The organism is Pseudomonas sp. W17, from assembly GCF_040268305.1.
Lineage (GTDB): Bacteria > Pseudomonadota > Gammaproteobacteria > Pseudomonadales > Pseudomonadaceae > Aquipseudomonas > Aquipseudomonas protegens.
In genome coordinates, this window is the sequence record NZ_CP158490.1 from 2,801,005 (window position 1) to 2,821,661 (window position 20,657).

Annotated in this window: 21 protein-coding genes; 8 read left to right on the plus strand and 13 right to left on the minus strand. The window is 64.1% G+C overall.

The window, feature by feature from the left end; genetic code table 11:
• Positions 1-15: 15 nt before the first annotated feature.
• The gene (gene gloA / locus ABCR88_RS13160) at positions 16-537 is read right to left on the minus strand and encodes a lactoylglutathione lyase (RefSeq protein ID WP_011061675.1); all 522 of its coding nucleotides are present in this window, start codon (positions 535-537) and stop codon (positions 16-18) included.
• 198 nt (positions 538-735) lie between these two features.
• Here gloA and ABCR88_RS13165 point away from each other — a divergent pair, with 198 nt between their 5' ends.
• Entirely contained in the window at positions 736-1,263 is a 528-nt protein-coding gene (locus ABCR88_RS13165; RefSeq protein ID WP_350404687.1) for a DUF4946 domain-containing protein, read from the plus strand.
• Positions 1,264-1,491: 228 nt separating this feature from the next.
• On the opposite strand, the gene ABCR88_RS13170 is transcribed toward ABCR88_RS13165, so the two are convergent.
• The 3 genes from ABCR88_RS13170 to ABCR88_RS13180 all read right to left on the minus strand — a co-directional run bounded on the left by ABCR88_RS13170 (position 1,492) and on the right by ABCR88_RS13180 (position 4,602).
• Entirely contained in the window at positions 1,492-1,857 is a 366-nt protein-coding gene (locus ABCR88_RS13170) for a histone-like nucleoid-structuring protein, MvaT/MvaU family (RefSeq protein WP_015635884.1), read from the minus strand.
• A gap of 243 nt (positions 1,858-2,100) precedes the next feature.
• Positions 2,101-3,639, minus strand: coding sequence for an EAL domain-containing protein (locus tag ABCR88_RS13175; protein ID WP_015635883.1), 1,539 nt, complete (start codon positions 3,637-3,639; stop codon positions 2,101-2,103).
• A gap of 90 nt (positions 3,640-3,729) precedes the next feature.
• A complete protein-coding gene (locus tag ABCR88_RS13180) occupies positions 3,730-4,602 on the minus strand; it encodes a LysR family transcriptional regulator (protein ID WP_041118536.1) in 873 nt (290 codons plus the stop codon).
• An 85-nt stretch (positions 4,603-4,687) separates the two neighbouring features.
• Here ABCR88_RS13180 and ABCR88_RS13185 point away from each other — a divergent pair, with 85 nt between their 5' ends.
• The 3 genes from ABCR88_RS13185 to hpaR all read left to right on the plus strand — a co-directional run bounded on the left by ABCR88_RS13185 (position 4,688) and on the right by hpaR (position 7,523).
• A complete protein-coding gene (locus tag ABCR88_RS13185) occupies positions 4,688-5,644 on the plus strand; it encodes an EamA family transporter (RefSeq protein ID WP_337152938.1) in 957 nt (318 codons plus the stop codon).
• A gap of 251 nt (positions 5,645-5,895) precedes the next feature.
• Positions 5,896-6,972, plus strand: a complete 1,077-nt coding sequence (gene hppD / locus ABCR88_RS13190; protein ID WP_011061669.1) for a 4-hydroxyphenylpyruvate dioxygenase — start codon at positions 5,896-5,898, stop codon at positions 6,970-6,972.
• Between the two features lie 128 nt (positions 6,973-7,100).
• Positions 7,101-7,523: a homoprotocatechuate degradation operon regulator HpaR gene (gene hpaR / locus ABCR88_RS13195; RefSeq protein WP_232643152.1), complete on the plus strand. Its 423-nt coding sequence runs from the start codon at positions 7,101-7,103 to the stop codon at positions 7,521-7,523.
• A 48-nt stretch (positions 7,524-7,571) separates the two neighbouring features.
• Here hpaR and rarD read toward each other — a convergent pair whose 3' ends face one another.
• From rarD to ABCR88_RS13210, 3 genes are all read right to left on the minus strand, one after another.
• Entirely contained in the window at positions 7,572-8,453 is an 882-nt protein-coding gene (rarD, locus tag ABCR88_RS13200; protein ID WP_015635880.1) for an EamA family transporter RarD, read from the minus strand.
• Positions 8,454-8,657: 204 nt separating this feature from the next.
• Positions 8,658-9,671: an aldo/keto reductase gene (locus ABCR88_RS13205; protein WP_315869217.1), complete on the minus strand. Its 1,014-nt coding sequence runs from the start codon at positions 9,669-9,671 to the stop codon at positions 8,658-8,660.
• A gap of 227 nt (positions 9,672-9,898) precedes the next feature.
• Positions 9,899-10,798 carry a LysR family transcriptional regulator gene (locus ABCR88_RS13210; RefSeq protein WP_350404689.1) on the minus strand — a complete coding sequence of 300 codons (900 nt, stop codon included), beginning with the start codon at positions 10,796-10,798 and terminating at the stop codon, positions 9,899-9,901.
• 100 nt (positions 10,799-10,898) lie between these two features.
• Between ABCR88_RS13210 and ABCR88_RS13215 the strand changes: the two genes are divergently transcribed.
• Both ABCR88_RS13215 and ABCR88_RS13220 read left to right on the plus strand, forming a co-directional pair.
• Positions 10,899-11,630: an SDR family oxidoreductase gene (locus ABCR88_RS13215; RefSeq protein ID WP_041118532.1), complete on the plus strand. Its 732-nt coding sequence runs from the start codon at positions 10,899-10,901 to the stop codon at positions 11,628-11,630.
• Positions 11,627-12,037: a hypothetical protein gene (locus tag ABCR88_RS13220; RefSeq protein WP_041118531.1), complete on the plus strand. Its 411-nt coding sequence runs from the start codon at positions 11,627-11,629 to the stop codon at positions 12,035-12,037. The genes ABCR88_RS13215 and ABCR88_RS13220 overlap by 4 nt, the downstream gene beginning before the upstream one ends.
• Positions 12,038-12,115: 78 nt before the next feature.
• On the opposite strand, the gene ABCR88_RS13225 is transcribed toward ABCR88_RS13220, so the two are convergent.
• Complete coding sequence (locus ABCR88_RS13225) at positions 12,116-13,426, minus strand: MFS transporter (protein WP_337152941.1); 1,311 nt, start codon at positions 13,424-13,426, stop codon at positions 12,116-12,118.
• A 191-nt stretch (positions 13,427-13,617) separates the two neighbouring features.
• On the opposite strand from ABCR88_RS13225, the gene ABCR88_RS13230 reads away from it, so the two are divergent.
• Both ABCR88_RS13230 and ABCR88_RS13235 read left to right on the plus strand, forming a co-directional pair.
• A complete protein-coding gene (locus ABCR88_RS13230; protein WP_041118530.1) occupies positions 13,618-14,748 on the plus strand; it encodes a sugar diacid recognition domain-containing protein in 1,131 nt (376 codons plus the stop codon).
• A gap of 256 nt (positions 14,749-15,004) precedes the next feature.
• Complete coding sequence (locus ABCR88_RS13235) at positions 15,005-16,144, plus strand: glycerate kinase (RefSeq protein WP_350404691.1); 1,140 nt, start codon at positions 15,005-15,007, stop codon at positions 16,142-16,144.
• Between the two features lie 99 nt (positions 16,145-16,243).
• Here the strand turns inward: ABCR88_RS13235 and hpaI are convergent, their stop codons facing one another.
• The 5 genes from hpaI to hpaD all read right to left on the minus strand — a co-directional run bounded on the left by hpaI (position 16,244) and on the right by hpaD (position 20,617).
• Positions 16,244-17,044, minus strand: coding sequence for a 4-hydroxy-2-oxoheptanedioate aldolase (hpaI, locus tag ABCR88_RS13240; RefSeq protein ID WP_041118528.1), 801 nt, complete (start codon positions 17,042-17,044; stop codon positions 16,244-16,246).
• A gap of 10 nt (positions 17,045-17,054) precedes the next feature.
• Positions 17,055-17,858: a 2-oxo-hept-4-ene-1,7-dioate hydratase gene (gene hpaH, locus ABCR88_RS13245; RefSeq protein WP_015635875.1), complete on the minus strand. Its 804-nt coding sequence runs from the start codon at positions 17,856-17,858 to the stop codon at positions 17,055-17,057.
• Positions 17,859-17,860: 2 nt separating this feature from the next.
• Complete coding sequence (locus ABCR88_RS13250) at positions 17,861-19,168, minus strand: MFS transporter (protein WP_350404692.1); 1,308 nt, start codon at positions 19,166-19,168, stop codon at positions 17,861-17,863.
• Positions 19,169-19,304: 136 nt separating this feature from the next.
• Positions 19,305-19,694, minus strand: coding sequence for a 5-carboxymethyl-2-hydroxymuconate Delta-isomerase (locus tag ABCR88_RS13255; RefSeq protein ID WP_011061656.1), 390 nt, complete (start codon positions 19,692-19,694; stop codon positions 19,305-19,307).
• Positions 19,695-19,759: 65 nt separating this feature from the next.
• Positions 19,760-20,617 (minus strand): 3,4-dihydroxyphenylacetate 2,3-dioxygenase, encoded by an 858-nt coding sequence (hpaD, locus tag ABCR88_RS13260; protein ID WP_350404693.1) that lies wholly within the window; start codon positions 20,615-20,617, stop codon positions 19,760-19,762.
• Positions 20,618-20,657 lie beyond the last annotated feature (40 nt).

Genomic DNA, 20,657 nt, shown 5'->3' on the forward strand with positions numbered 1-20,657 from the left:
TGCACCTGCATTGGCTTAGAGCGGTGCTGGCTGGATGATTTCGACCCAGTAGCCGTCCGGGTCCTTGATGAAGGCCAGGCTTTTCATCCGACCATCGTTCAGGCGCTTCTGGAAATCGCAGCCCAGGGCTTCGAAGCGCTCGCAGGCGGCGACGATGTCCGGCACCGAGATACAGATGTGACCGAAGCCGCGCGGGTCGCTGTTGCCGTTGTGGTAGGCGAAGGCTGGATCGTTCTCGGTGCCGTGGTTGTGGGTCAGTTCGAGAATGCCGGGAATCGACTTCATCCACTCGGTTCGCGCGCCTGCATCAGCCGGGATCTGTGCCTTGTCCACCAGGGCCAGGAAGTACAGGCTGAACTCGGCTTCAGGGAAGTCGCGTTTTTCTACCAGGGAAAAGCCCAGGACCCGGGTGTAGAAGTCCAGGGAGCGAGTGATGTCCTTGACGCGCAACATGGTGTGGTTGAACACGAAACGGGCAGTGGCCGCATCCGGTTGGGCGGTCACGCCGGGAAAGGTGTTGAGTTCGTTGAGGCTCATGGGCCCTCCAGAAGAAAGTGCGGCCAAGACTGCTTGCCGGGGCAAGCAGCCTTGGCTGGCAATGGTTCGGACATCCTTGGGATCGGGCAATGATACGCAAGTGGTTCGGCTGGCGCCAAACCCAAAGCTCCTGATCTATTGCCCATTCCTGGCGCCGGGCTCAGACTTCCAGTCCCCTTTACCTCAGTGTGCAAACGCATGATCGAGTCATTTAAGTTCCGCGCCGCAGCTCTGTTGCTACTGGCGCTGGCCGGTGTTGCAGAGGCCGAGCCGCAAGTGACCTGGCCCCAGGGCTGGACGGTGGAGCCGCTGCCGGCCCAAGAAGGCGAAGAGGCCGCCAAGGTGTCCCGGCAGAGAGCGGTCAAGAGCGATACCGCTGGCAATCCACTCATGGTCATGGAGTTGACCATGACTCAGGTGGACAGTGGGCATGTAGTCAATCTGCAGGGGGTATTGCTGGAGATGCGCAAGTCGGTGCAAAAGGACTTTGCCCAAGGCGGTTATCAGAGTGTCTGTAACAAGATTCATGCCGCGCAGTTGAGTCGTCTCGAGGCGCTGGAGACTACTTGCACCATTACTCAGAATGGCCGGCATGTGCTCTCGCAAACATTGGTGGCGGCACTGAATGGGGATAAGGCTTATGTACTTTCATACGCTGGCCAGGCTGCGGTTTTTGCCGAGAGCCAGGATGAAATACTCGCTGTACGAAACGGCCTTAAACTTTAAGGAAAAATCTGAACCAATCGGTTCGCTTTCTGCGGGTTACCCGTTCGTTGGCGAAAAGGCATTAAGCCTGAAGTTGCTCGGGAATCAGAGGTTATTCCACGATGTATCAGCTAGGGAGAGGGGGGATCTCGCCCGGTTCTTCCCTTAGATGCAAGTCGTAATAAGAATTATCTTATTCAATGTAAAAGGCCCTACATATGCAGGGCCTTTTTCGGGGTGCGGCTTTGTTCAAGCGCGCAGCCAGGAATCCACAGTGGCGGCACCGTACTGTTCTTTCCAGGCCTTGAGACCGCGGTGATTGCCGCCTTTGGTTTCGATCAGTTCGCCGGTGTGCGGGTTCTGGTAGACCTTGACCACGCGGGCACGGCGCTGCTTGGGGGCGTTGGCCTGTGGCAGGCCGGCCTTGCCCTGGTTGGGATCAAGGATGGCGATGATGTCACGCAGGCTCTTGTCGTAGGACTTCATCAGCGCCTGGAGTTTTTCTTCGAACTCGATTTCCTTCTTGAGTCCGGCGTCGTTTTTCAGGGATTCAAGCTGCGCGAGCTGTTCTTGAAGTGCTTTTTCTGCAGCACGAAACTCAGCAAGTCTGGACAATATCTTCACTCCAATAGTCTATTTGGCTGATACAAACCACAAACAAAGCTATAAGCCATGAGCCGATTAAGGCTTGATTAAGTGGCCTACCTGTGAATCTTGTACAGGCGGGAAAAATTGTAGTAGTTAATGCATCAAGAGTAAATCAGGTTGTTCTTGTCAAATGCGAAATTAACCAATTGATTCAAATTGGTGCGAGCCCCGAGTTGTTAGATCCAGCACTTTTTGTTCGGGTATGGCTATTTAATGGCGCGCCAGGGCTGCAACAAATTCGGCACTGGGCATGGGCCGTCCGAATAAATAACCTTGCAGGAAATCCACCCCTTTAGCTGCTAGATAATCCCGTTGTTCTGCAGTTTCAATACCTTCGGCGACAATGCCCAGATCGAGTTTGGCCGAGAGTTCGATAATGCTGTCGAGTATATGCAGGGACAGTGCGTCGGCACCGATCATGGCGACGAAACTCTGATCGATCTTCAAGTAATCCACATTGAACTGGCGCAGATAACCCAGGCTGGAATGCCCGGTACCGAAGTCGTCGATGGCGATCATCACACCCAGTTCGTGCAGGGCGGCAAACAGCTGGTGGGTGGTGGTCGTGGGCTCGATCAGTTCGCGTTCGGTCAACTCCAGCACCAGGATCACCTTGCCTGGGGGGAAGCCGGCGAGGAACTCCCGGCAGTCCTCCAGCAACTGCAGGTCGTGGCAATGGCTGGCGGTGATGTTGATACCTATATGGAAACCGTCGGTAAAGTGCGCGGCATGGGGCGCCAGGGCTTGTTGGGTCTGCTGCATCAGCGAGCGGGTCATGGGCACGATCAGCCCCGAATGCTCGGCGAAGGGGATGAACAGGTCCGGGCGCACCAGCCCCTCTTTCGGATGCTGCCAGCGCATCAGGACTTCGATGCCGGCCCACGCCAGGGTGTCCCCGCGCACCACCGGCTGAAAGTACGGAATGAACTCGTGGGCCCCCAGTGCCCGTTGCAGCTCGTGGGAGGGGGAGGCGGAGCGCTTTTGCAGCCAGTGGGCAAGTACGCCCGCCGCCGCGCCGAAAAACACCAGCAGGCTGAACAGCGCCGGGTACTGGCTCTTCATGTAGTTCCACACGTCGCCCTCGGGAAACCCCGAGCTGACGCTGTAGGGATAGCGCGATGAGCTCAGTTGCTGGCTGGCCACGGCCGCCAGTGGCGGGTTGCCCTCGTGGACACGGCCGTCGCTGGACAGCCAATGCCCGCCAACCTGCAATTGCAGGTCGGCGAAGCGGCTGATCAGGCGCAGGGCATTGGTCAGGTGATAGCCGTCGATGGTGGCCAGGGCGGCGCGATCGCCCTCGCTCCAGCGATAGACCAGCAGGGCCGTGTCGGGGGTGACAGGGTTGCCGCTCATCAGCCAGAGGCGGCCGTCCACGTAGTCCAGGGGGTTGAGCGGGGCTGCGAAACTGCCGAGCAGGGAGCTGCAATAGTTGTTGTTGCGCCACACCAGGTTGGTCGAGCGCACGAACGGCCGGCGGGTGACCTGTTCGCGCAGGGCCAGTTGCCGGACTTCATCACAATCGCGGCCCACCTGGGGCAGCAGCGCCCTGGCGGCGATGTCGGTGTTATCGAGCATCAGGTCGAACTGGCGGATGGCCTCTTCGGCGGTTTCCAGGCTGCTGTGCATCAGTGTTCGTTCGGCCTGGGCGTAGAGGATGAGGGCGCCGAGCCCGATGGGAAGAAGCATGGCCAGCAATGTCCAGAAGGTACGGGTAGAGCGCTTCAATGGACCTTTGGCGGTCAGGGGCATGGATCGGACCTGTGGGCGGGCGAGGGGGAGGATGGCACCGGGGGGGCATGGCCCCTGCGGCTGTCTTGATCATCGCAGGATAGCCGGCTTTTACCGGCGATACAGGCGCTGCGCGTGCTGGATGAAGGCCAGGGCCGCCGGCGACGCCTGGCGTCGGTCGAGCACCGCGATCCCCACTTGGCGGCGCACGGCAGGCTCCAGGGGGCGGCTGGTGTAGCGCGGGTCCGCGGCCTGGGGAAGGGACAACTCGGCAACGATGCTCAAGGCATCGCCGCGGGCCACGGTTTCCAGGGTGCTCAGCAGTTGGGTGCTGCGGTAGCGGATATTGGGCCGTAGGCCGGCACCGATGAACAGGCGTGACACCAGCTCCGCCGAGCCGGCTTCGGTGAGCACGAAGGGGTCATGGCACAGTTGGTCCAGGCGCAGTTGCGCTTCACTGGCCAGGGCGTGGCTGGCTGGAATCAATGCCAGCAACTGGTCCTCGACCACAGGCACGGTGTCGAAGCGCTCCTGGGGCAACACCACGAAGCCCAGGTCCACCCGTCGTTCTTCCAGCCATTGCAGGACCTGGCGATCGGGGCCTTCGTCGATATGCACTTCGATGTCCGGATATTCGCGGCGGTAGTCGTGAAGAATCCGGGGCAGGAGGCGGATCGACGAGGTGGGGCCGAACGAGCCGATGCGCAAGGTGCCGCGCTTCATGCCCCGGGCATCCGCGGCTTCCTGGGCCAGGGTCGCCGCTAGGCCGAGCATGGCCCGGGCGCGCAGCAGCAACTGGGTGCCGATGTCGGTGAGTTCGACCTGGGCCTGGTGCCGGCGAAACAGGTCCACCTGCAGCTCCTGCTCCAGTGACTTGATGGCATGGGACACCGCCGATTGGGTGATGCCCAGGCGCGTGGCGGCGCTGGTAAAGCCCTGGAGTTCGGCCACCAGGGAAAAGATCTCCAGCTGGGTCAAGGTCATGAGTAAAAGCTCATTTTACGATGATCAGGCATTAGACAAAAAATGGTCGTGCAGTACAAATCCATTGCCTCAGAGCGTCTTGACCATGAGTGAAAGCAATATCAGCGGCCCCCTGGCGGGCGAATACCGGGACCTGGCGGTGTATGGCCGCCTGGCGACAGTCACCATGATCTGGGGCGGCACCTTCGTTGCCGGGCGCTACCTGGCCGGCGGGCTCTCGCCCTTGCTGGCCGCCAGCCTGCGGTTCCTGCTGGCCAGCCTGGCCTTGCTCGGCTTCATGGCCGTGGCGCGTATTCCCCTGGTGCGGCCCAGCCTCAGGCAGTTCGGCCAACTGGCACTATTGGGGTTCTTCGGGATCTTCTTCTACAACCTGTGTTTCTTCCTCGGCCTGGAGCAGGTCAAGGCTTCTCGGGCATCGTTGATCGTGGCCCTGAACCCGGCAGTGATTGCCCTGGCGTCCTGGGCGCTATTCAAGGAGCGCCTGGGCCGGCGCAAGCTGTTGGGCATTGCCCTGTGCCTCTGTGGCGCGGCCCTGGTGATCTGCAGCCGTGACCCTTCGGCCCTGGCGGCGCAGGCCGGGAGCTGGCAAGGCGACCTGCTGATTCTTGGCTGCGTGCTGGGCTGGGGCGTGTACTCGCTGTTCTCCAGGGGGCTGAACCACAGCCTGGGCTCATTGCAAACCGTGACCTGCTCGATCCTCCTGGGCACCCTGATGCTCTGCGCCGCCACCCTGATCCGTGGCGAGTTCGACCTGCAGGCGGTGGCTCGCCTGAACCTGGCCCAGGGCTTGAGCCTGCTGTACCTGGGTGTGCTGGGCTCGGCGCTGGCCTACATCTGGTATTACGACGGCTTGCGGCGGATCGGTGCCACCCGTTGCGGTGTATTCATCGCCCTCAATCCGCTGACTGCGGTGATCCTCGGCGCGCTCCTGCTGGAAGAACAGTTGAGCCCGGTGATGGGGTTGGGTGGGGCGCTGATTCTCGGCGGTATCTACCAGTGCAACAAACCCCTTGCGAGCGGGGCAAAAAAGGCGATTTTATAGAGAATGCGGACAAAGGCTTTTACGCTGTGTAGAATCCGGTTACGCATACAATAATAAAGTCTTCTGGCAGCAGAAGCCTCGCCCCCCAGCCTGTAAGACAGGGTCGAAATGAAGATTCTCGGGTTTCAACTGATCTATGGTGACTTCCTCGCCCGCAGCGTGCGCGGTATCTCCTGTGCGCCACCGTCCCTCCTCAGCATTGCTAGCAACTAACGATCCGTTAATTCTAAAAATATGATGAGGCGCCAACCATGGCAGATATCTTCGAAAACCCAATGGGCCTGATGGGCTTTGAATTCATCGAATTCGCATCGCCTACCCCCAACACCCTCGAACCGATCTTCGAGATCATGGGTTTCACTAAAGTCGCGACCCATCGTTCAAAAGACGTGCATCTGTATCGCCAGGGTGCGATCAACCTGATCCTCAACAACGAACCCCATAGCGTCGCTTCCTACTTCGCGGCCGAGCACGGCCCGTCGGTGTGCGGCATGGCGTTCCGGGTCAAGGATTCGCAAAAGGCCTACAACCGCGCCCTGGAACTGGGCGCCCAGCCGATTCACATTGAAACCGGCCCGATGGAACTGAACCTGCCGGCGATCAAGGGCATTGGCGGCGCGCCGCTGTACCTGATCGACCGTTTCGGCGAGGGCAGCTCGATCTACGACATCGACTTCGTGTTCCTCGAAGGCGTGGACCGCAACCCCAAGGGCGCGGGCCTGAAGATCATCGACCACCTGACCCACAACGTGTACCGCGGGCGCATGGCCTACTGGGCCGGCTTCTACGAGAAGCTGTTCAACTTCCGCGAGATCCGCTACTTCGACATCAAGGGCGAGTACACCGGCCTGACTTCCAAGGCCATGACCGCTCCGGATGGCATGATCCGCATCCCGCTGAACGAGGAATCGTCCAAGGGCGCCGGGCAGATCGAGGAGTTCCTGATGCAGTTCAATGGCGAGGGCATCCAGCACGTGGCCTTCCTCACCGACGACCTGGTCAAGACCTGGGACGCCCTGAAGAAGATCGGCATGCGCTTCATGACCGCGCCACCGGACACCTACTACGAAATGCTTGAAGGGCGCCTGCCGAACCACGGCGAGCCGGTCAACGAGCTGCAATCGCGGGGCATCCTGCTGGACGGTTCTTCGGAAGCCGGCGACAAGCGCCTGCTGCTGCAGATCTTCTCGGAAACTCTGATGGGCCCGGTGTTCTTCGAATTCATCCAGCGCAAGGGCGATGATGGCTTCGGCGAGGGCAACTTCAAGGCACTGTTCGAATCGATCGAACGCGACCAAGTGCGTCGTGGCGTACTCGCCACCGAGTAAGCCCCGGCACGCTTGAGTCCAAGGCCCGATCAGGAGGTTTCTGGTCGGGCTTTATTTTGCCTGTCGGTTGGCGATTGTGAATGTGTTAATGTTTCGCCCCCGATTCCCAGCCCCTGACCGATGCCTCGATGAACACACCCAGACCTTCCCTGACCTTGACCCTGCTGCAGGCCCGTGAGGCCGCCATGGCGTTTTTCCGTCCCTCGCTGAACCAGCACGACCTGACCGAACAGCAATGGCGGGTGATCCGCATCCTGCGCCAGAACGGCGAGCTGGAGAGCCATCAGCTGGCGAAGATGGCCTGCATCCTGCCGCCGAGCATGACCGGCGTGCTGACCCGCCTGGAGCGCGACCAGTACGTCAGCCGGCGCAAATCTGCGGAAGACCAGCGCCGCCTGTTCATCACCCTGACCGACAAGGGCCAGGCCTGTTTCGAATCCATGAGCGGCGACATGGAAATCAATTACCAAAAGATCCAGCAGCAGTTCGGCGAAGACAAGATGCAGGCCTTGCTGGCCCTGCTCAATGAACTGAAGCAGATCAAGCCCTGAGCCTGTACCGCAGGCCTTGATGCACGCGAGATACCCGCGCAGCCGGGCTCAGCCCCGGCGCTGGCGCAGCAGATGGCGCACGCCTTCGAGCACCAGGACCAGCACCGCCAGCCAGATCGGCACGTAGGTCAGCCATTCCCCTGCCTTGATGCTTTCCCCCAGCAGCAGCGCCACCAACAGCAGCAGTACCGGTTCCACATAGCTGAGCAGGCCGAACAGGCTGAAGGCCAGCAAGCGGCTGGCAATGATGTAGCACACCAGCGCCGAGGCACTGATCACCCCCAGCACGGGAATCAGCAGGTACAGCCAGGGTTGGGCCGCGACCACGGCAATGCCCTGTTCGCCGCTCTGCACCACCCACAGCGCCACCGGCATCAGCAGGGCCATGTCCACCCACAGGCCGCCCAGGTGGTCGGTGCCCAGGCGCTTGCGCAAGACGAAATACAGCGGGTAGCCCAGGGCCACCACCAGGGTCGCCCAGGAAAAACTGCCCACCTGGTACAGCTCGTTGAGCACGCCGATGCAGGCCAGCACCGCTGCCAGCTTCTGCAGCCGCGACAGACGTTCGCCATAGACGATGCGTCCGGTCAGGACCATGGTCAGCGGCAGCAGGAAATAGCCCTGGGATACATCCAGGCTGTGGCCGTTGAGCGGTGCCCACATGAACAGCCAGAGCTGCACCCCGACCAGCGCCGACGACAGCAGCAGCGCCGGGCCCAGCACGGGCTTGCTGCGTACCCGTCGCAGCACCTCGTCGACCCGATGCCATTCACCGGCCAGGAGCATGAACAGGGTCATGCAGGGCAGGGTCAGCAACATCCGCCAGCCGAAGATCTCCACCCCGGTCAGGGGCGCCAGCAGCGAGGTGTAGAAATACATGACGGCAAACAGCACCGACGCCAGAACCGATAACGCAATACCTTTAGACACGCAGTCCTCGTAGAACCCGAACGCTCGGGATGCACAAAAAGAAGGGGAGAGTGGAGCGAGGGGGAATATAGAGGGTTTGCCCCGGGATTTTTGCTCTGTTTGCGACACCCCGGCGGGAAAATTTCTCGTTTGTGGCGCGGCCCGGCCTTCCAGGGAAAGGCCGGACTGCGATGGCTGCTGGGTTTGCGCGGCCAGGGCCCGTGTTTAGCCCAGGTGCGCAAAACGTCCGGAGACAAAATGGCCGACATCATTGAAACCGGGTGTCGAGGCGTGCCCCGGGGTCACCAGCGCGTCGATGAAGGCTTCGTCCTCAGGGCTGATCTTCACCTCCAAGGCCCGGGTGTAGGCGTCCCACTGGGCTTCAGTGCGCGGGCCGACAATGGCCGAGCTCACCGCCTGGTTGTTCAGTACCCAGGCAATGGCGAACTCGACGATCCCGGCCCCGCGCCCCTGGGCGTACTCCTGGATCTGCTGGGCGATGCGCAGGGATTCGACCCGCCATTCGGTCTCCAGGATGCGCTTGTCCTGGCGCCCGGCGCGGCTGGCGGCGTCCGGGGTGACGTCCGGCGCATACTTGCCGCTGAGCACACCACGGGCCAGGGGGCTGTAGGGCACCACGCCCAGGCCATAGGCGCGGGCGGCGGTGATCTGCTCGCCCTCGGCCTGGCGGTTGACGATGTTGTACAGCGGCTGGCTGATCACCGGGCGGTCCACCCCCAACTGGTCGGCGACTCGAATCGCCTCGGCAATCCGCCAGCCCCGATAATTGGACAGGCCCCAGTAGCGGATCTTGCCCTGGCGCAACAGGTCGCCGATGGCTGAGATGCTCACTTCCAGAGGCGTGTTGTGGTCTTCGCGGTGCAGGTAGTAGATGTCCAGGTAATCGGTGCCCAGGCGGGTCAGGCTGGCCTCGATGCCGTTGAAGATGTGCTTGCGGCTCAGGCCGCTGCGGTTGGGCACGCCGTCCACCGGACCGAAGCCGACCTTGGACGCCAGCACCCACTCATGGCGGTGGCTGGCAATGGCTTCGCCGACGATCTCCTCGGAGCGGCCCTGGGTATAGACGTCGGCGGTATCGATGAAGTTGATCCCCTGGTCCCAGGCCTTGTCGATGATACGCAGCGAGTCTTCGGTACTGGTCTGCTCGCCGAACATCATGGTGCCCAGGGTCAGGCTGGAAACCTTGAGACCGGAATGGCCGAGGATGCGATAGCTCATGGGCGGAATCCTTGTGCTAGAGGGCTGGCCAGGGCATTTCCGGCCATTGGGGCGACCATCAAATACCACAACCCCGGGCCTCTGCAATGCCTGAATGGCGCCTCCTTGCCGGCATAGGTGCCCGTGAGGTCGCCTTCGCTGGCAAGCCAGCTCCTGCAAGGAGGTTCCGTAGGAGCCGGCTTGCCGGCGAACCGCGCAACGGCCAGCCGTCCCGGAGCCGCTGCGGGTCAGGGGCACAGCGCCCGGCAGCGCTGCAACACAAAGCTGTGCAGCAGGCGCACCCGCTGGGAAACCTGTAGGCGATGGGGGCACAGCAAGTTGAAGGGGGCCGGTTCCCCTTGCCAGTCGCCGAGCAGCGGCACCAGGCGCCCGGCGCGGATGTCCTCGGCCACATCCAGCCGGGCCTTGTAGACAATGCCGTGGCCGGCCAGGGCCCAGCGCCGGGCCACCTCACCGTCGTCGCACAGGTAATCGCCACGCACCAGGACTTCGCGGGTTTCGCTGCCGCGGCTGAAACGCCAGCGGTCATAGGGCTGGCCGTTGCGCAGGTACAGCAGGGCGCTGTGCCCGGCCAGCGCCTCGGGGTTTTGCGGCACCCCGCAACGGGCCAGGTAGGCCGGGCTGGCGCAGGCGATGCGTCGGTGCCCGGGGAGAATCGACAAGGCCACCAGGCTGGAATCCTCGGGCACGCCAAAGCGCAGGGCCACATCCACAGCGTCGCGGAACAGGTCGGCGTGGCGATCATCGAGCCGCAGTTGCAGGCGCAGTTGCGGGTGCTCGGCCTTGAATTCATCCAGCCAGGGAAGCAGGGCATTGCGCCCGAAGTCCGAGGGCGCCGACAACTGCAGCACCCCGGCCAGGCCCTGGCTCTGCTGCTTGAGCGCCAGCTCGCCGTCCTCCAGGGTGGCCAGGGCCAGGCGCACGCTTTCCAGGTAGCGGCGGCCTTCCTCGGTGAGCCTCATGCTGCGGGTGGAACGCGCCAGCAGACGGCTGCCGAGGCGGGTTTCCAGGCGCTTGAGGGCGATGCTGGCGGCTGCGGCGGTCAGGCCCAGGGAGCGGGCCGCGGCGGAAATGCTCCCGGCATCGGCGGTGCGTACGAAGATTTCCAGGTCCAGTATCGAGCTCATTAATAAAAATCCTTTAAAGATCTTTGCGTTTTAGCTGGATTTTTCCTCGATTGGCAAGCTGGGAAGATGCAATCACTTTCAATCGCAGCAGGTGATCGCAATGACTCTTTCCAACTCAAGCCTGGCCCGGCAAACCTTGGTGGTGATTGGCGCCGGCAGCGGCATCGGCGCTGCGGTGACGCGCCAGGCCGCGGCCCGAGGTGCTCGGGTGGTACTGGCGGGGCGCAGCCTCGAGGCCTTGCAGCGCCAGCAGGCACAGCTGCCGGAATCGGCCTGCAGCATCACCGTGGACATTACCGATACCGCCAGTCTCCAGGCCTTGTTCGCCAGGGTGGGGGCCTTCGATCACCTGGTGATCAGCGCCGGTCCGGCCATTGCCGCCAAGCCCCTGGCCGACACCGATCTGCTGGATGCCCAGCGGGCTTTTGAGGTGAAGTTCTGGGGCGTGTGGCGCGCGGTCCAGGCGGCGCTGCCGACACTCGCGCCGCAAGGCAGCATCAGCCTGACCTCGGGCCTGCTGTCGCGCAAAATGGTCCCCGGGCAAGTGCTTAAGACCACCCTCAACGCCGCCCTCGAAGCCCTGGGCAAGCACCTGGCCAAGGAGCTGGCGCCACGCCGGGTGAATGTCATCAGCCCCGGGGTCACCGCCACCGAAGCCTATGCCGGGATGCCCGAGGACGCCCGCGAAGCGATGTTCGCCCGCACCGCTGCCAACCTGCCGGTGGGCCGCGTCGGCCAGCCGGATGAAGTGGCGGCGGCCTTTATCCTGGCCATGGAGAACGGCTTTATCAGCGGGAGCCTGATTGATGTCGATGGTGGAGGCCTGTTATGAACTGGCGCTTCGATCACCTGGCGTTCAACTGCGCCGAGGGCGACGTGTTGCAGCAGGCCTTCGCCGATCTGTTGGGCCTGCAAGCGGGCCGGCGGCCGCCGTTTCCCTTTCCCGGGCGCTGGTTGTACCAGGGCGAGGCGGCGCTGGTGCACGTCATCGAACAGGCCCATTGCCCTGAGCCGCAACTGAGCCACATCGCCTTCAGTACCCAGGAGGCAGCCGAAGCCGTGTTGCGCCGGGTGCAGGCCAGTGGCCTGGAGCATCACGTGGCGCAGGTGCCGGAAGACGGCATCTGGCAGATCTTCGTCCGCTTGCCCGGCGGCCTGGTGCTGGAGTTGGATGCTCCGGCGATGGGAGCGTTGAGCATCAGCCACGACTACGCCCGACAAGGTGGGGCACCGGCCTGAGCCCAGCCATGAAAAAGCCCGTTGGAGCCGAGGCTCGAACGGGCTTTTGTCGTGGCCGGGGCCGTGTAGTGCAGCGGCTTAGCGGTTCAGGGTGCGGGTCATGCGCAGCGCCAGCAGGCTGCCGGCAACAATCACCCCGGCCAGCAGGTACAGCGCGGCGTCGGTGGAACCGCTGCTGTCCTTGACCCAGCCGACGATATAGGGGCTGAGGAAACCGGCCATCTGGCCCATGGAGTTGATCAGCGCCAGGCCACCGGCAGCCGCACCGGCGCTGAGCAGGGCAGTGGGCACCGGCCAAAACATCGGCAGGCCGGTGAGGGCACCCATGGTGGCGAGGGTCAGGCCGAGAATGGCGATGGCCGGGTTGGCGGCGAAGTTAACCGCGATCAGCAGGCCCACGGCGCCCATCAGCATCGGCACTACAAGGTGCCAGCGGCGCTCCTTGCGCAGGTCCGCCGAACGCCCCACCAGCAGCATGAACACCGCAGCCAGCAGGTAAGGAATGGCGCTCAGCCAGCCGATCACCAGGTTGTCGGCAAACCCCAGGTTCTTGATGATCGACGGCAGCCAGAAGTTGATCGCGTAGACCCCGCTCTGGATGCAGAAGTAGATCAGGCCGAAGGCCCAGATCGCCGGATTCTTGAACACCGCGGCCAGGGAGTCGCTGGCGGTCTTGGGCTGGTTGGCGAGGTCGCTGGCCTGGTCGGCCTCCAGCACTGCGCGTTCGGTCGGGGTCAGCCACTTGGCATGGGCGAAGCTGTCGCTGAGCAGGAAGAACGCCAGGGCGCCGAGGATCACGGTAGGAATGCCCTGCAGCAGGAACATCCACTGCCAGCCGGCGAGGCCGCCCTGGCCGGCGGCGAAGTGGTTGAGGATCCAGCCGGAAAACGGGCTGCCCAGCAGGCCGGACACCGGGATCGCCGACATGAACAGGGCCATGATCCGGCCACGGCGGAAGGTCGGGAACCACTGCGAGAGGTACAGCACCACGCCGGGGAAGAAGCCGGCTTCGGCGGCCCCGGTGAACAGGCGCAGGGTGTAGAACTGGGTCGGCGTGGTGACGAACAGCAGGCAGGTGGACAAGGTGCCCCAGGTGATCATCATCAGCGCGATCCAGCGCCGCGGGCCGAACCGGTTCAGTGCCAGGTTGCTCGGCACACCGCACAGCACGTAGCCGATGAAGAAAATCCCGGCGCCCAGGCCGTAGACCGTTTCGCTGAATTTCAGGGCATCGAGCATCTGCAACTTGGCGAAGCCAACGTTGACCCGGTCGAGGTAGTTGAACAGGTAGCAGACGAAGATGAAGGGGATCAGGCGCAGGGTGATGCGCTTGTAGACGGCGTTCTTGTCGTCAGCCTGGGCCAGTGGGGCAGCGGCGCTCTGTGACATGGTGTGTCTCTCTTTATTATGATTTTTCGCGGTGCAAGGGTAACGTTGACCGCCCTGAGAGTCTCGGTCACCGGCGCGGGCCTGTCTTTGTGCCGGCGCACAGTGATTGGCCCCGGGCCCTGTGCCACTGAACAACGCCGCGTACCCCGCGGCCCGTCCCCGCAGCTGTAGCCGTCAAGGATCATCCCCCCATGTTCGAACTGGATCATGACCTGGCGCAGGATATCGTCGACCGCACGATGGCGATCCTGCCCTACAACGTCAACGTCATGGACAGCCAGGGCCTGATCCTTGGCAGCGGCGAGCCGGAGCGTATCAACACCCGGCACGAAGGCGCGCAACTGGTGCTGGCCAACGGCCGGGTGGTGGAGATCGACGAACCCACCGCGCGCCAGCTCAAGGGCGTGCAGCCGGGCATCAACCTGCCGTTGCTGCATGACCGGCGGCTGATCGGGGTGCTGGGCATTACCGGCGACCCGGCGCAGTTGCGCACCTATGCCGAACTGGTGCGCATGACCGCCGAGATGCTGGTGGGCCAGCGCCACCAGCAGGCCGAGCAGCAATGGCGGCGCCAGCGCTGCGACGACCTGCTGGCCCTGCTGCTGAGCGACGGCGGCGACTCACCGCGGCTGGTGGATGAAGCCCAGCAGATGGGCCTCAAGCCACAGCTGGCGCGTACGCCCTATCTGTTCGAACTGGCCCAGGAACCGGCCTCGGGGCAGGGCGTGGATAGCCTCAGCAGTTGGTTGCTGAGCCGCTATCCGGACAGCTGGTGCGTCAGCTCGTCGAAGAGTTCCCTGCTCTGGTGCCGCCCGGCGAGCCTGAGCCTGGACAACCCGCGGCTGCTGGAAAAGCTCGACGGCCTGGGCTGGAACATCCTGCGGGTGGCGGTGGGCGGGCAGGCCGAGGGCCTGGCCGGATTGCGCCGCTGCTACCGCCGGGTCGGCGACCTGCTGGCCTACGGGCGGGATATCCTGCCGGACGCGCGATTGCTCACCCTCAACCGCTACCGCCTGCCGGTGATGCTCTGGCGTCACCGCAACGATGACGCCCTGGACGAACTGCTGACGCCGTTGCGCAAGGTCCTGGCCAAGGACAGCAACGGCCAGTTGCTGGCGACCCTGCGCAGCTGGTGCGACCACGACGGCCAGAGCCAGGCCTGCGCCGATGCCCTGGGCATCCACCGCAACAGCCTGCGCTACCGCATGGAGCGGATAGCCGAGCTCAGCGGCGTCGACCCCTTGCGCCTGGACGGCATGCTGGCTCTTTATCTTGGCGTACAGCTGCTGCCCCGCAACACGGCTCAACACAATCCCCTGTAGCCGCTGCCGAGCTTCAGCGAGGCTGCGCAAAGGCCCGCTGGGCCTTGCTTGGCAATCTCCAGCCAAACCTGTATCGCTTTCAAGACCTTCGCGAGCGCTACGCGCCCGTTCGCAGCCTGCGGCAGCGGTTTCAACGCTAGGCGAGGTTGCGCGGTTGTAGCAATGAACAATAAAGCGCCCTCGGACTTGTGCAGTGGCCCGGGGTCAGCGCCTGCGCCAGATGGCAGCATGGCGGCACAAGAACCGGAGAAAACCCATGAAGATCATCATCGCCCCCGACTCGTTCAAGGACAGCCTGAGTGCCGAAGGCGTGGCCCAGGCCATTGCCCAGGGGCTGGCGGATGTGTGGCCCGACGCCGAGCTGAGCCAATGCCCCATGGCCGACGGTGGCGAAGGGACGGTGGAATCGATTCTCGCCGCCTGTGACGGGCAACTGCGCAGCAACCGGGTCCAGGGGCCGCTGGGAGCGATCGTGGAGGCGCGCTGGGGCTGGCTGCCCCAGAGCCACACGGCAATCATCGAAATGGCCGAGGCCAGTGGCCTGCAACTGCTGGCGCTGGAGCAGCGCGATGCTTGCAACAGCAGCACCTTCGGCACCGGGGAGCTGATCCAGGCCGCTCTGGAGGGCGGTGCCCGGCGCATCATCCTGGCCATCGGCGGCAGCGCCACCAACGACGGCGGCGCGGGGGCCCTGCAGGCGCTGGGGGTCAAGCTGCTGGACCGCCAGGGGCGGATACTGCCTCGCGGAGGCCTGGCCCTGGCCGACCTCGACCATATCGAGCTGGATGCCATGGACCCGCGCCTGGCCCAGGTGCGCTTCGACATCGCCGCCGACGTCAACAACCCCCTGTGCGGCGAGCACGGCGCTTCAGCCATCTTCGGCCCGCAGAAAGGCGCCTCGGCGCAGCAGGTGCAGCAACTGGACCAGGCCCTGGGACACTTCGCCGACCTGTGCGCCCAGGTACTGCCCAAGGATGTGCGTGATGAGCCCGGCAGCGGCGCGGCCGGTGGCCTGGGGTTTGCCGCCAAGGCGTTTCTCGGCGCGCAATTTCGTCCCGGGGTGGAAGTGGTGGCGGAACTGGTGGGCCTGGAACAGGCCGTGCGCGGTGCCGATCTGGTGATTACCGGTGAAGGTCGCTTCGACGCCCAGACCTTGCGCGGCAAGACCCCCTTTGGCGTAGCGCGCATTGCCCGGGAGCAGGGCGTTCCGGTGATTGTCATTGCCGGCACCCTGGGCGAGGGCTACCAGCAGATGTACGCCCACGGCGTGGATGCGGCCTTCGCCCTGACCTCAGGCCCCATGAGCCTGGAACAGGCTTGCCGCGAAGCCCCGCGTCTGCTGCGCGAACGCGCCGCCGACATCGCCCGCCTCTGGCGCCTGGCCAGCAACCACTAGGCACCCCGTAGGAGCTGGCTTGCCAGCGAAGAGGCCCTCAAGCCTTGCCGCGCGTAAGAACGCCTTCGCCGGCAAGCCGGCTCCTACGGCAATCGCCCGTCAGTAAACCCCACCTTCGCTGGTGGGGGTGTCCAGGGTCTTGTACTGGCCGGCCAGGCTCTGCAGGCCCTTCATCAGGACGGTGGTATCCACGCCCACCGCGACAAAATTTGCCCCCAACTCGATGCAACGCCGCGCCAGTCGCTGATCGGCACTGAGAATCCCTGCGGCCTTGCCCGCCCGACGAATCCGCACGATGGCGTCTTCAATCGCGGCCACCACGTCCGGGTGCCCGGGGTTGCCTCGCTGGCCCATGGCCGCCGAAAGATCCGCCGGGCCGATAAACACGCCGTCGACCCCGTCCACCGCGAGAATCTCATCCAGGTTGCGCAGGCCTTCGAGGTTCTCGATCTGCACCAGCAGGCACATCTGCTCGTCCGCCTGATCCAGGTAGCCGGCGATGCTGTTCCAGCGCGACGCCCGGGCCAGGGCGCTGCCTACGCCACGAACCCCCAGTGGCGGATAGCGCATGGCGCGCACCAGCTGGCGTGCCTGCTCGGCGCTTTCCACCATGGGGATCAACAGGGTCTGGGCGCCGATGTCCAGCAATTGCTTGATCAGCGCGGTATCGCCAATGGGCGGGCGGATGATGCCTTGGGCTGGGTAAGGGGCAATGGCCTGCAACTGCGCCAGCAGGCTGCGCAGATCGTTGGGCGCGTGTTCGCCGTCCAGCAGCAGCCAGTCGAAACCGGCATTGGCCGCCAGTTCGGCGCAGTAGGCATCCGCCAGGCCCAGCCACAGGCCAATCTGCGGTTCGCGCTGTTGCAGGCGTTGCTTGAACAGGTTCTGCGGCATGTGCATGTGCTTCTCCTCAGACGAAACGGCAGGCGATGCTGCCCAACTGGTCGTAGTCCACGTGGAAGACATCCCCGGGCCGCGCCGCCACCGGCCGGGTGAAAGAACCCCCGAGGATGATCTGCCCGGCCTCCAGACCGACGTCATAGGCCGCGAGCTTGTTGGCCAGCCAGGCCACGCCCTTGGCCGGGTGGTTGAGTACCGCGGCAGAGACCCCGGACTCCTCGATCACGCCATTGCGGTAGAGCACCGCCGGCACCTTGCGCAAATCCACATCCCCTGGACGCACGGCGCGGCCACCCATCACCACCCCGGCGTTGGCGGCATTGTCCGAGATGGTGTCGAAGACCTTGCGGGTGGCCTGGGTCTGCGGGTCCACCTGCTGGATGCGCGCATCGATGATCTCCAGCGCCGGGATCACCCAGTCGGTGGCGTCCAGCACATCGAACAGGGTGCAGTGCGGCCCCTTGAGCGGCTTGCCGAGGATGAACGCCAGTTCCACCTCGACCCGGGGCACGATGAAGCGCTGGAAGGGAATGTCGCTGCCTTCATCGAACAGCATGTCGTCCAGCAGGGCGCCGAAATCCGGCTCGGTGATGTTCGAGGAAACCTGCATGGCCCGTGAGGTCAGGCCAATCTTGTGGCCCACCAGCTTGCGCCCGTCGCGGATTTTCTGTTCCACCCAGCTGCGCTGGATGGCGTAGGCATCTTCGATGCTGATAGCGGGGTATTGCAGGGACAGCTGGCCGATCTGTTCACGGCTGCGCTCGGCGGCGTTGAGGCGCGCGGCGGCTTCCTGGATATCCGAGGGGCTGAGCATGGTTATTTCTCCCGAGGGTTGACGATATGAGCCGGCACCTGGAGCACCAGCCAGGCGCCGCAGGCAATCAGTAGGGCCAGGGCGTAGAGGGCCAGGCTGGCGCTTTGGGTGGCGTCGCGCACCACGCCGATCAGGTAAGGGGCAAGGAACGCGGCGACGCTGCCGAAGGAACTGATCAGGGCGATACCCGCGGCCTGGGTGCTGCTGGCGAGAAAGGCCGGCGGCAGTTGCCAGAACATCGGCAAGGCGGCGCTGGCGCCCATGCCCGCCACCAGCAGGCCGAACATCACCAGCCAGGGGTTGTCCGGGGCCAGCCCGGTGAGGATCAGCCCCAGGCTGGACATCAGCAGCGGCACTCCCAGGTGCCAGCGGCGTTCGCGCAGGCGGTCCGAGGAGCGGCCGACGCCGAGCATGAACAGGCAGCCTGCCAGGTAGGGCAGGGCACTGAGCAGGCCGACATTGCTGTCCCGGGCGATGCCGGCGTGGTGGATCAGCGTCGGCATCCAGAAGGCGATGGTGTTCACCGCCAGCATCACCGCGAAGTAGATGCACACCAGCAGCCAGACGTGGCGATCCCTGAGAATGCCGCTGAAACGGGTGATGGACTTGTGCTGTTCTTCCTGTTGCAGGGCCTGCAGCAGCCAGGTCTTCTGCGCCGGGGTCAGCCAGCCCACCTGTTCGATGCTTTCCGGCAGGGCCTTGAGCACCACCAGGCCCAGCAGCACCACCGGCAGGCCTTCTATGAGGAACATCCACTGCCAGCCGCGCAGGCCGCCGAAGTCGTGGAAGCTTTCCAGGATCCACCCGGAGAGGGGGCCGCCAATGACTCCGGCCATGGGCACGGCGATGGCGAACAGGGCGGTGACCTGGCCGCGGCGGCCGGCCGGGAACCAGCGGTTGAGCAGCACCAGGATTCCGGGGAAGAAGCCGGCCTCGGCGACCCCCAGCAGAAAGCGCAAAACATAGAAGCCCCAGGCGCTGTCCACCAGCATCAGGGCGCTGGACAGCAGGCCCCAGACCAGCATCAGGAAGGCGATCCAGCGCCGTGGGCCGACCCGGTCCAGGGCCAGGTTGCTGGGCACTCCGAACAGCGCGTAGGCGACGAAGAACAGCCCGGCACCCAGGCCATAGACGCTGTCGCTGAAGCCCAGGTCCTGGGTCATCTGCAGCTTGGCGAAACCTATGTTGATGCGGTCCAGGTGAGCAAAGATGTAGCAGACGAACAACAGCGGCATCAGCCGCCAGGTGATCTTGCGATAGCAGTCATCGACCTCGGCGACCGGCGCCGTGGCAAGGGTTGAGTGGGGCATGGCAATGATCTCGTTATTGTTCTTGTGTGTGGGGGCCGGCCTGCAGGAGCCGGCTTGCCGGCGAAGGCGGATCCGGGGCTGGCACAAGGCCTGAGGGCCGCTTCGCTGGCGAGCCGGTTCCTACCGGCGGCTACCCTCAGGCTTGTCCGCGCAGGAACTCGTGCACGTTGTTGTGCTTGAAGTTCAGCTCGGCATCCAGTTCGCTCATTTCGAACGACAGGGCCAAGAGGCGCTGGCCCTGCAGCTCGGCGAAGTGCGCCTTGATGATCTCGAACAGGCCCTCGGCGACCTGGCGTCGTGTGGCCAGGTCGCGGCCGGCTCCCACTTGCAGGCGCATGTGGACGAAGGCGTAGTCGTGCTTGCCGTCGGCCATGCGCCAGGTGTCCAGGCGCACCCCGCGGCTGCGGATGCCGCCCAGGGGGAACACGCCAGTGGCGCCCAGGTAGTCATGGACCTTTTCGAACAGCCCCGGCAGGTCGGCGGCCTGTTCGATGTTGTCGGTGTATTCAGCGATGAAATGCGGCATGGGGAACTCCTTCGCAAGTGGCCGGCGGGAACCCGGCCGCTTGCCAGTCAGGGTGGCAGCTGGGCCTAGACAGGGAAGATGGCGTTGATCTGGCCGGTGCCGGAGCTGCCGAACAGCGGAGTGACGATCTCCGCTGGGCGGTTGTATTCAGGCCCGCCCAACAGCCCCAGGAGCATGGCCGTATCGTGCATTCCGCCCTCGCCATGACAGCTGCTGGCGTAGTCCGGGAGCATGGCGCAGAACTCGCGGAAGCGGCCCTGCTGCCACAGCTCCACCACCCGCTGGTCCACCTGCTTGTCGAACTCCCGGGTCCAGTTGTGGATGTTGGCCTCGGCCTCGCGGTCGTTGGAGAAACGGTGGGAGAGGGAGCCCGACGCCAGCACCAGGACCTTGCGCTCGCTCTTCTCGATGGCCCGGCGCACCGCGGCGCCAAAGGTGAAGCTGTCTTCGAGGCGGTGCCAGGCGCACCAGGCGGCGATGGACACCACCTTCAAGTGCTCGGCAGCGGGTACGTTCATGTGCATGTAGCGCATGGGCACCAGGGTGCCGTACTCCAGTTCCAGGCTGGGGATGTTGTGGGCCAGGGTACGCACGTCGGCAGCATTGGCCTCGGCGGCGATCAGCTCGCCCAGCTCCGGGCAGCCCTGGTAGTCGTAGGTCATGTTCTTGATGAAGTGCGGCAGCTCGTTGCTGGTGTAGGTGCCGTTGAACGCCTCGCCGCAGTTGATGTGGTACCCGCTGTTGACCAGCCAGTGCACATCGAACACCACCGCGGTGTCGGCCCCCAGCTCCCGGGCCCGGCGGGCGATCTCCTTGTGCCCGGCAATGGCCGCCTCACGGCAGCCGTGGTGTTTGCCCGGCAGTTCGGACAGGTACATCGATGGTACGTGGCAGACCTTGGCGGCCATGACGACTTCGCCCATGGTGCTTCTCCTGAAACATCTTCTTGTTGGGGTGATCCGG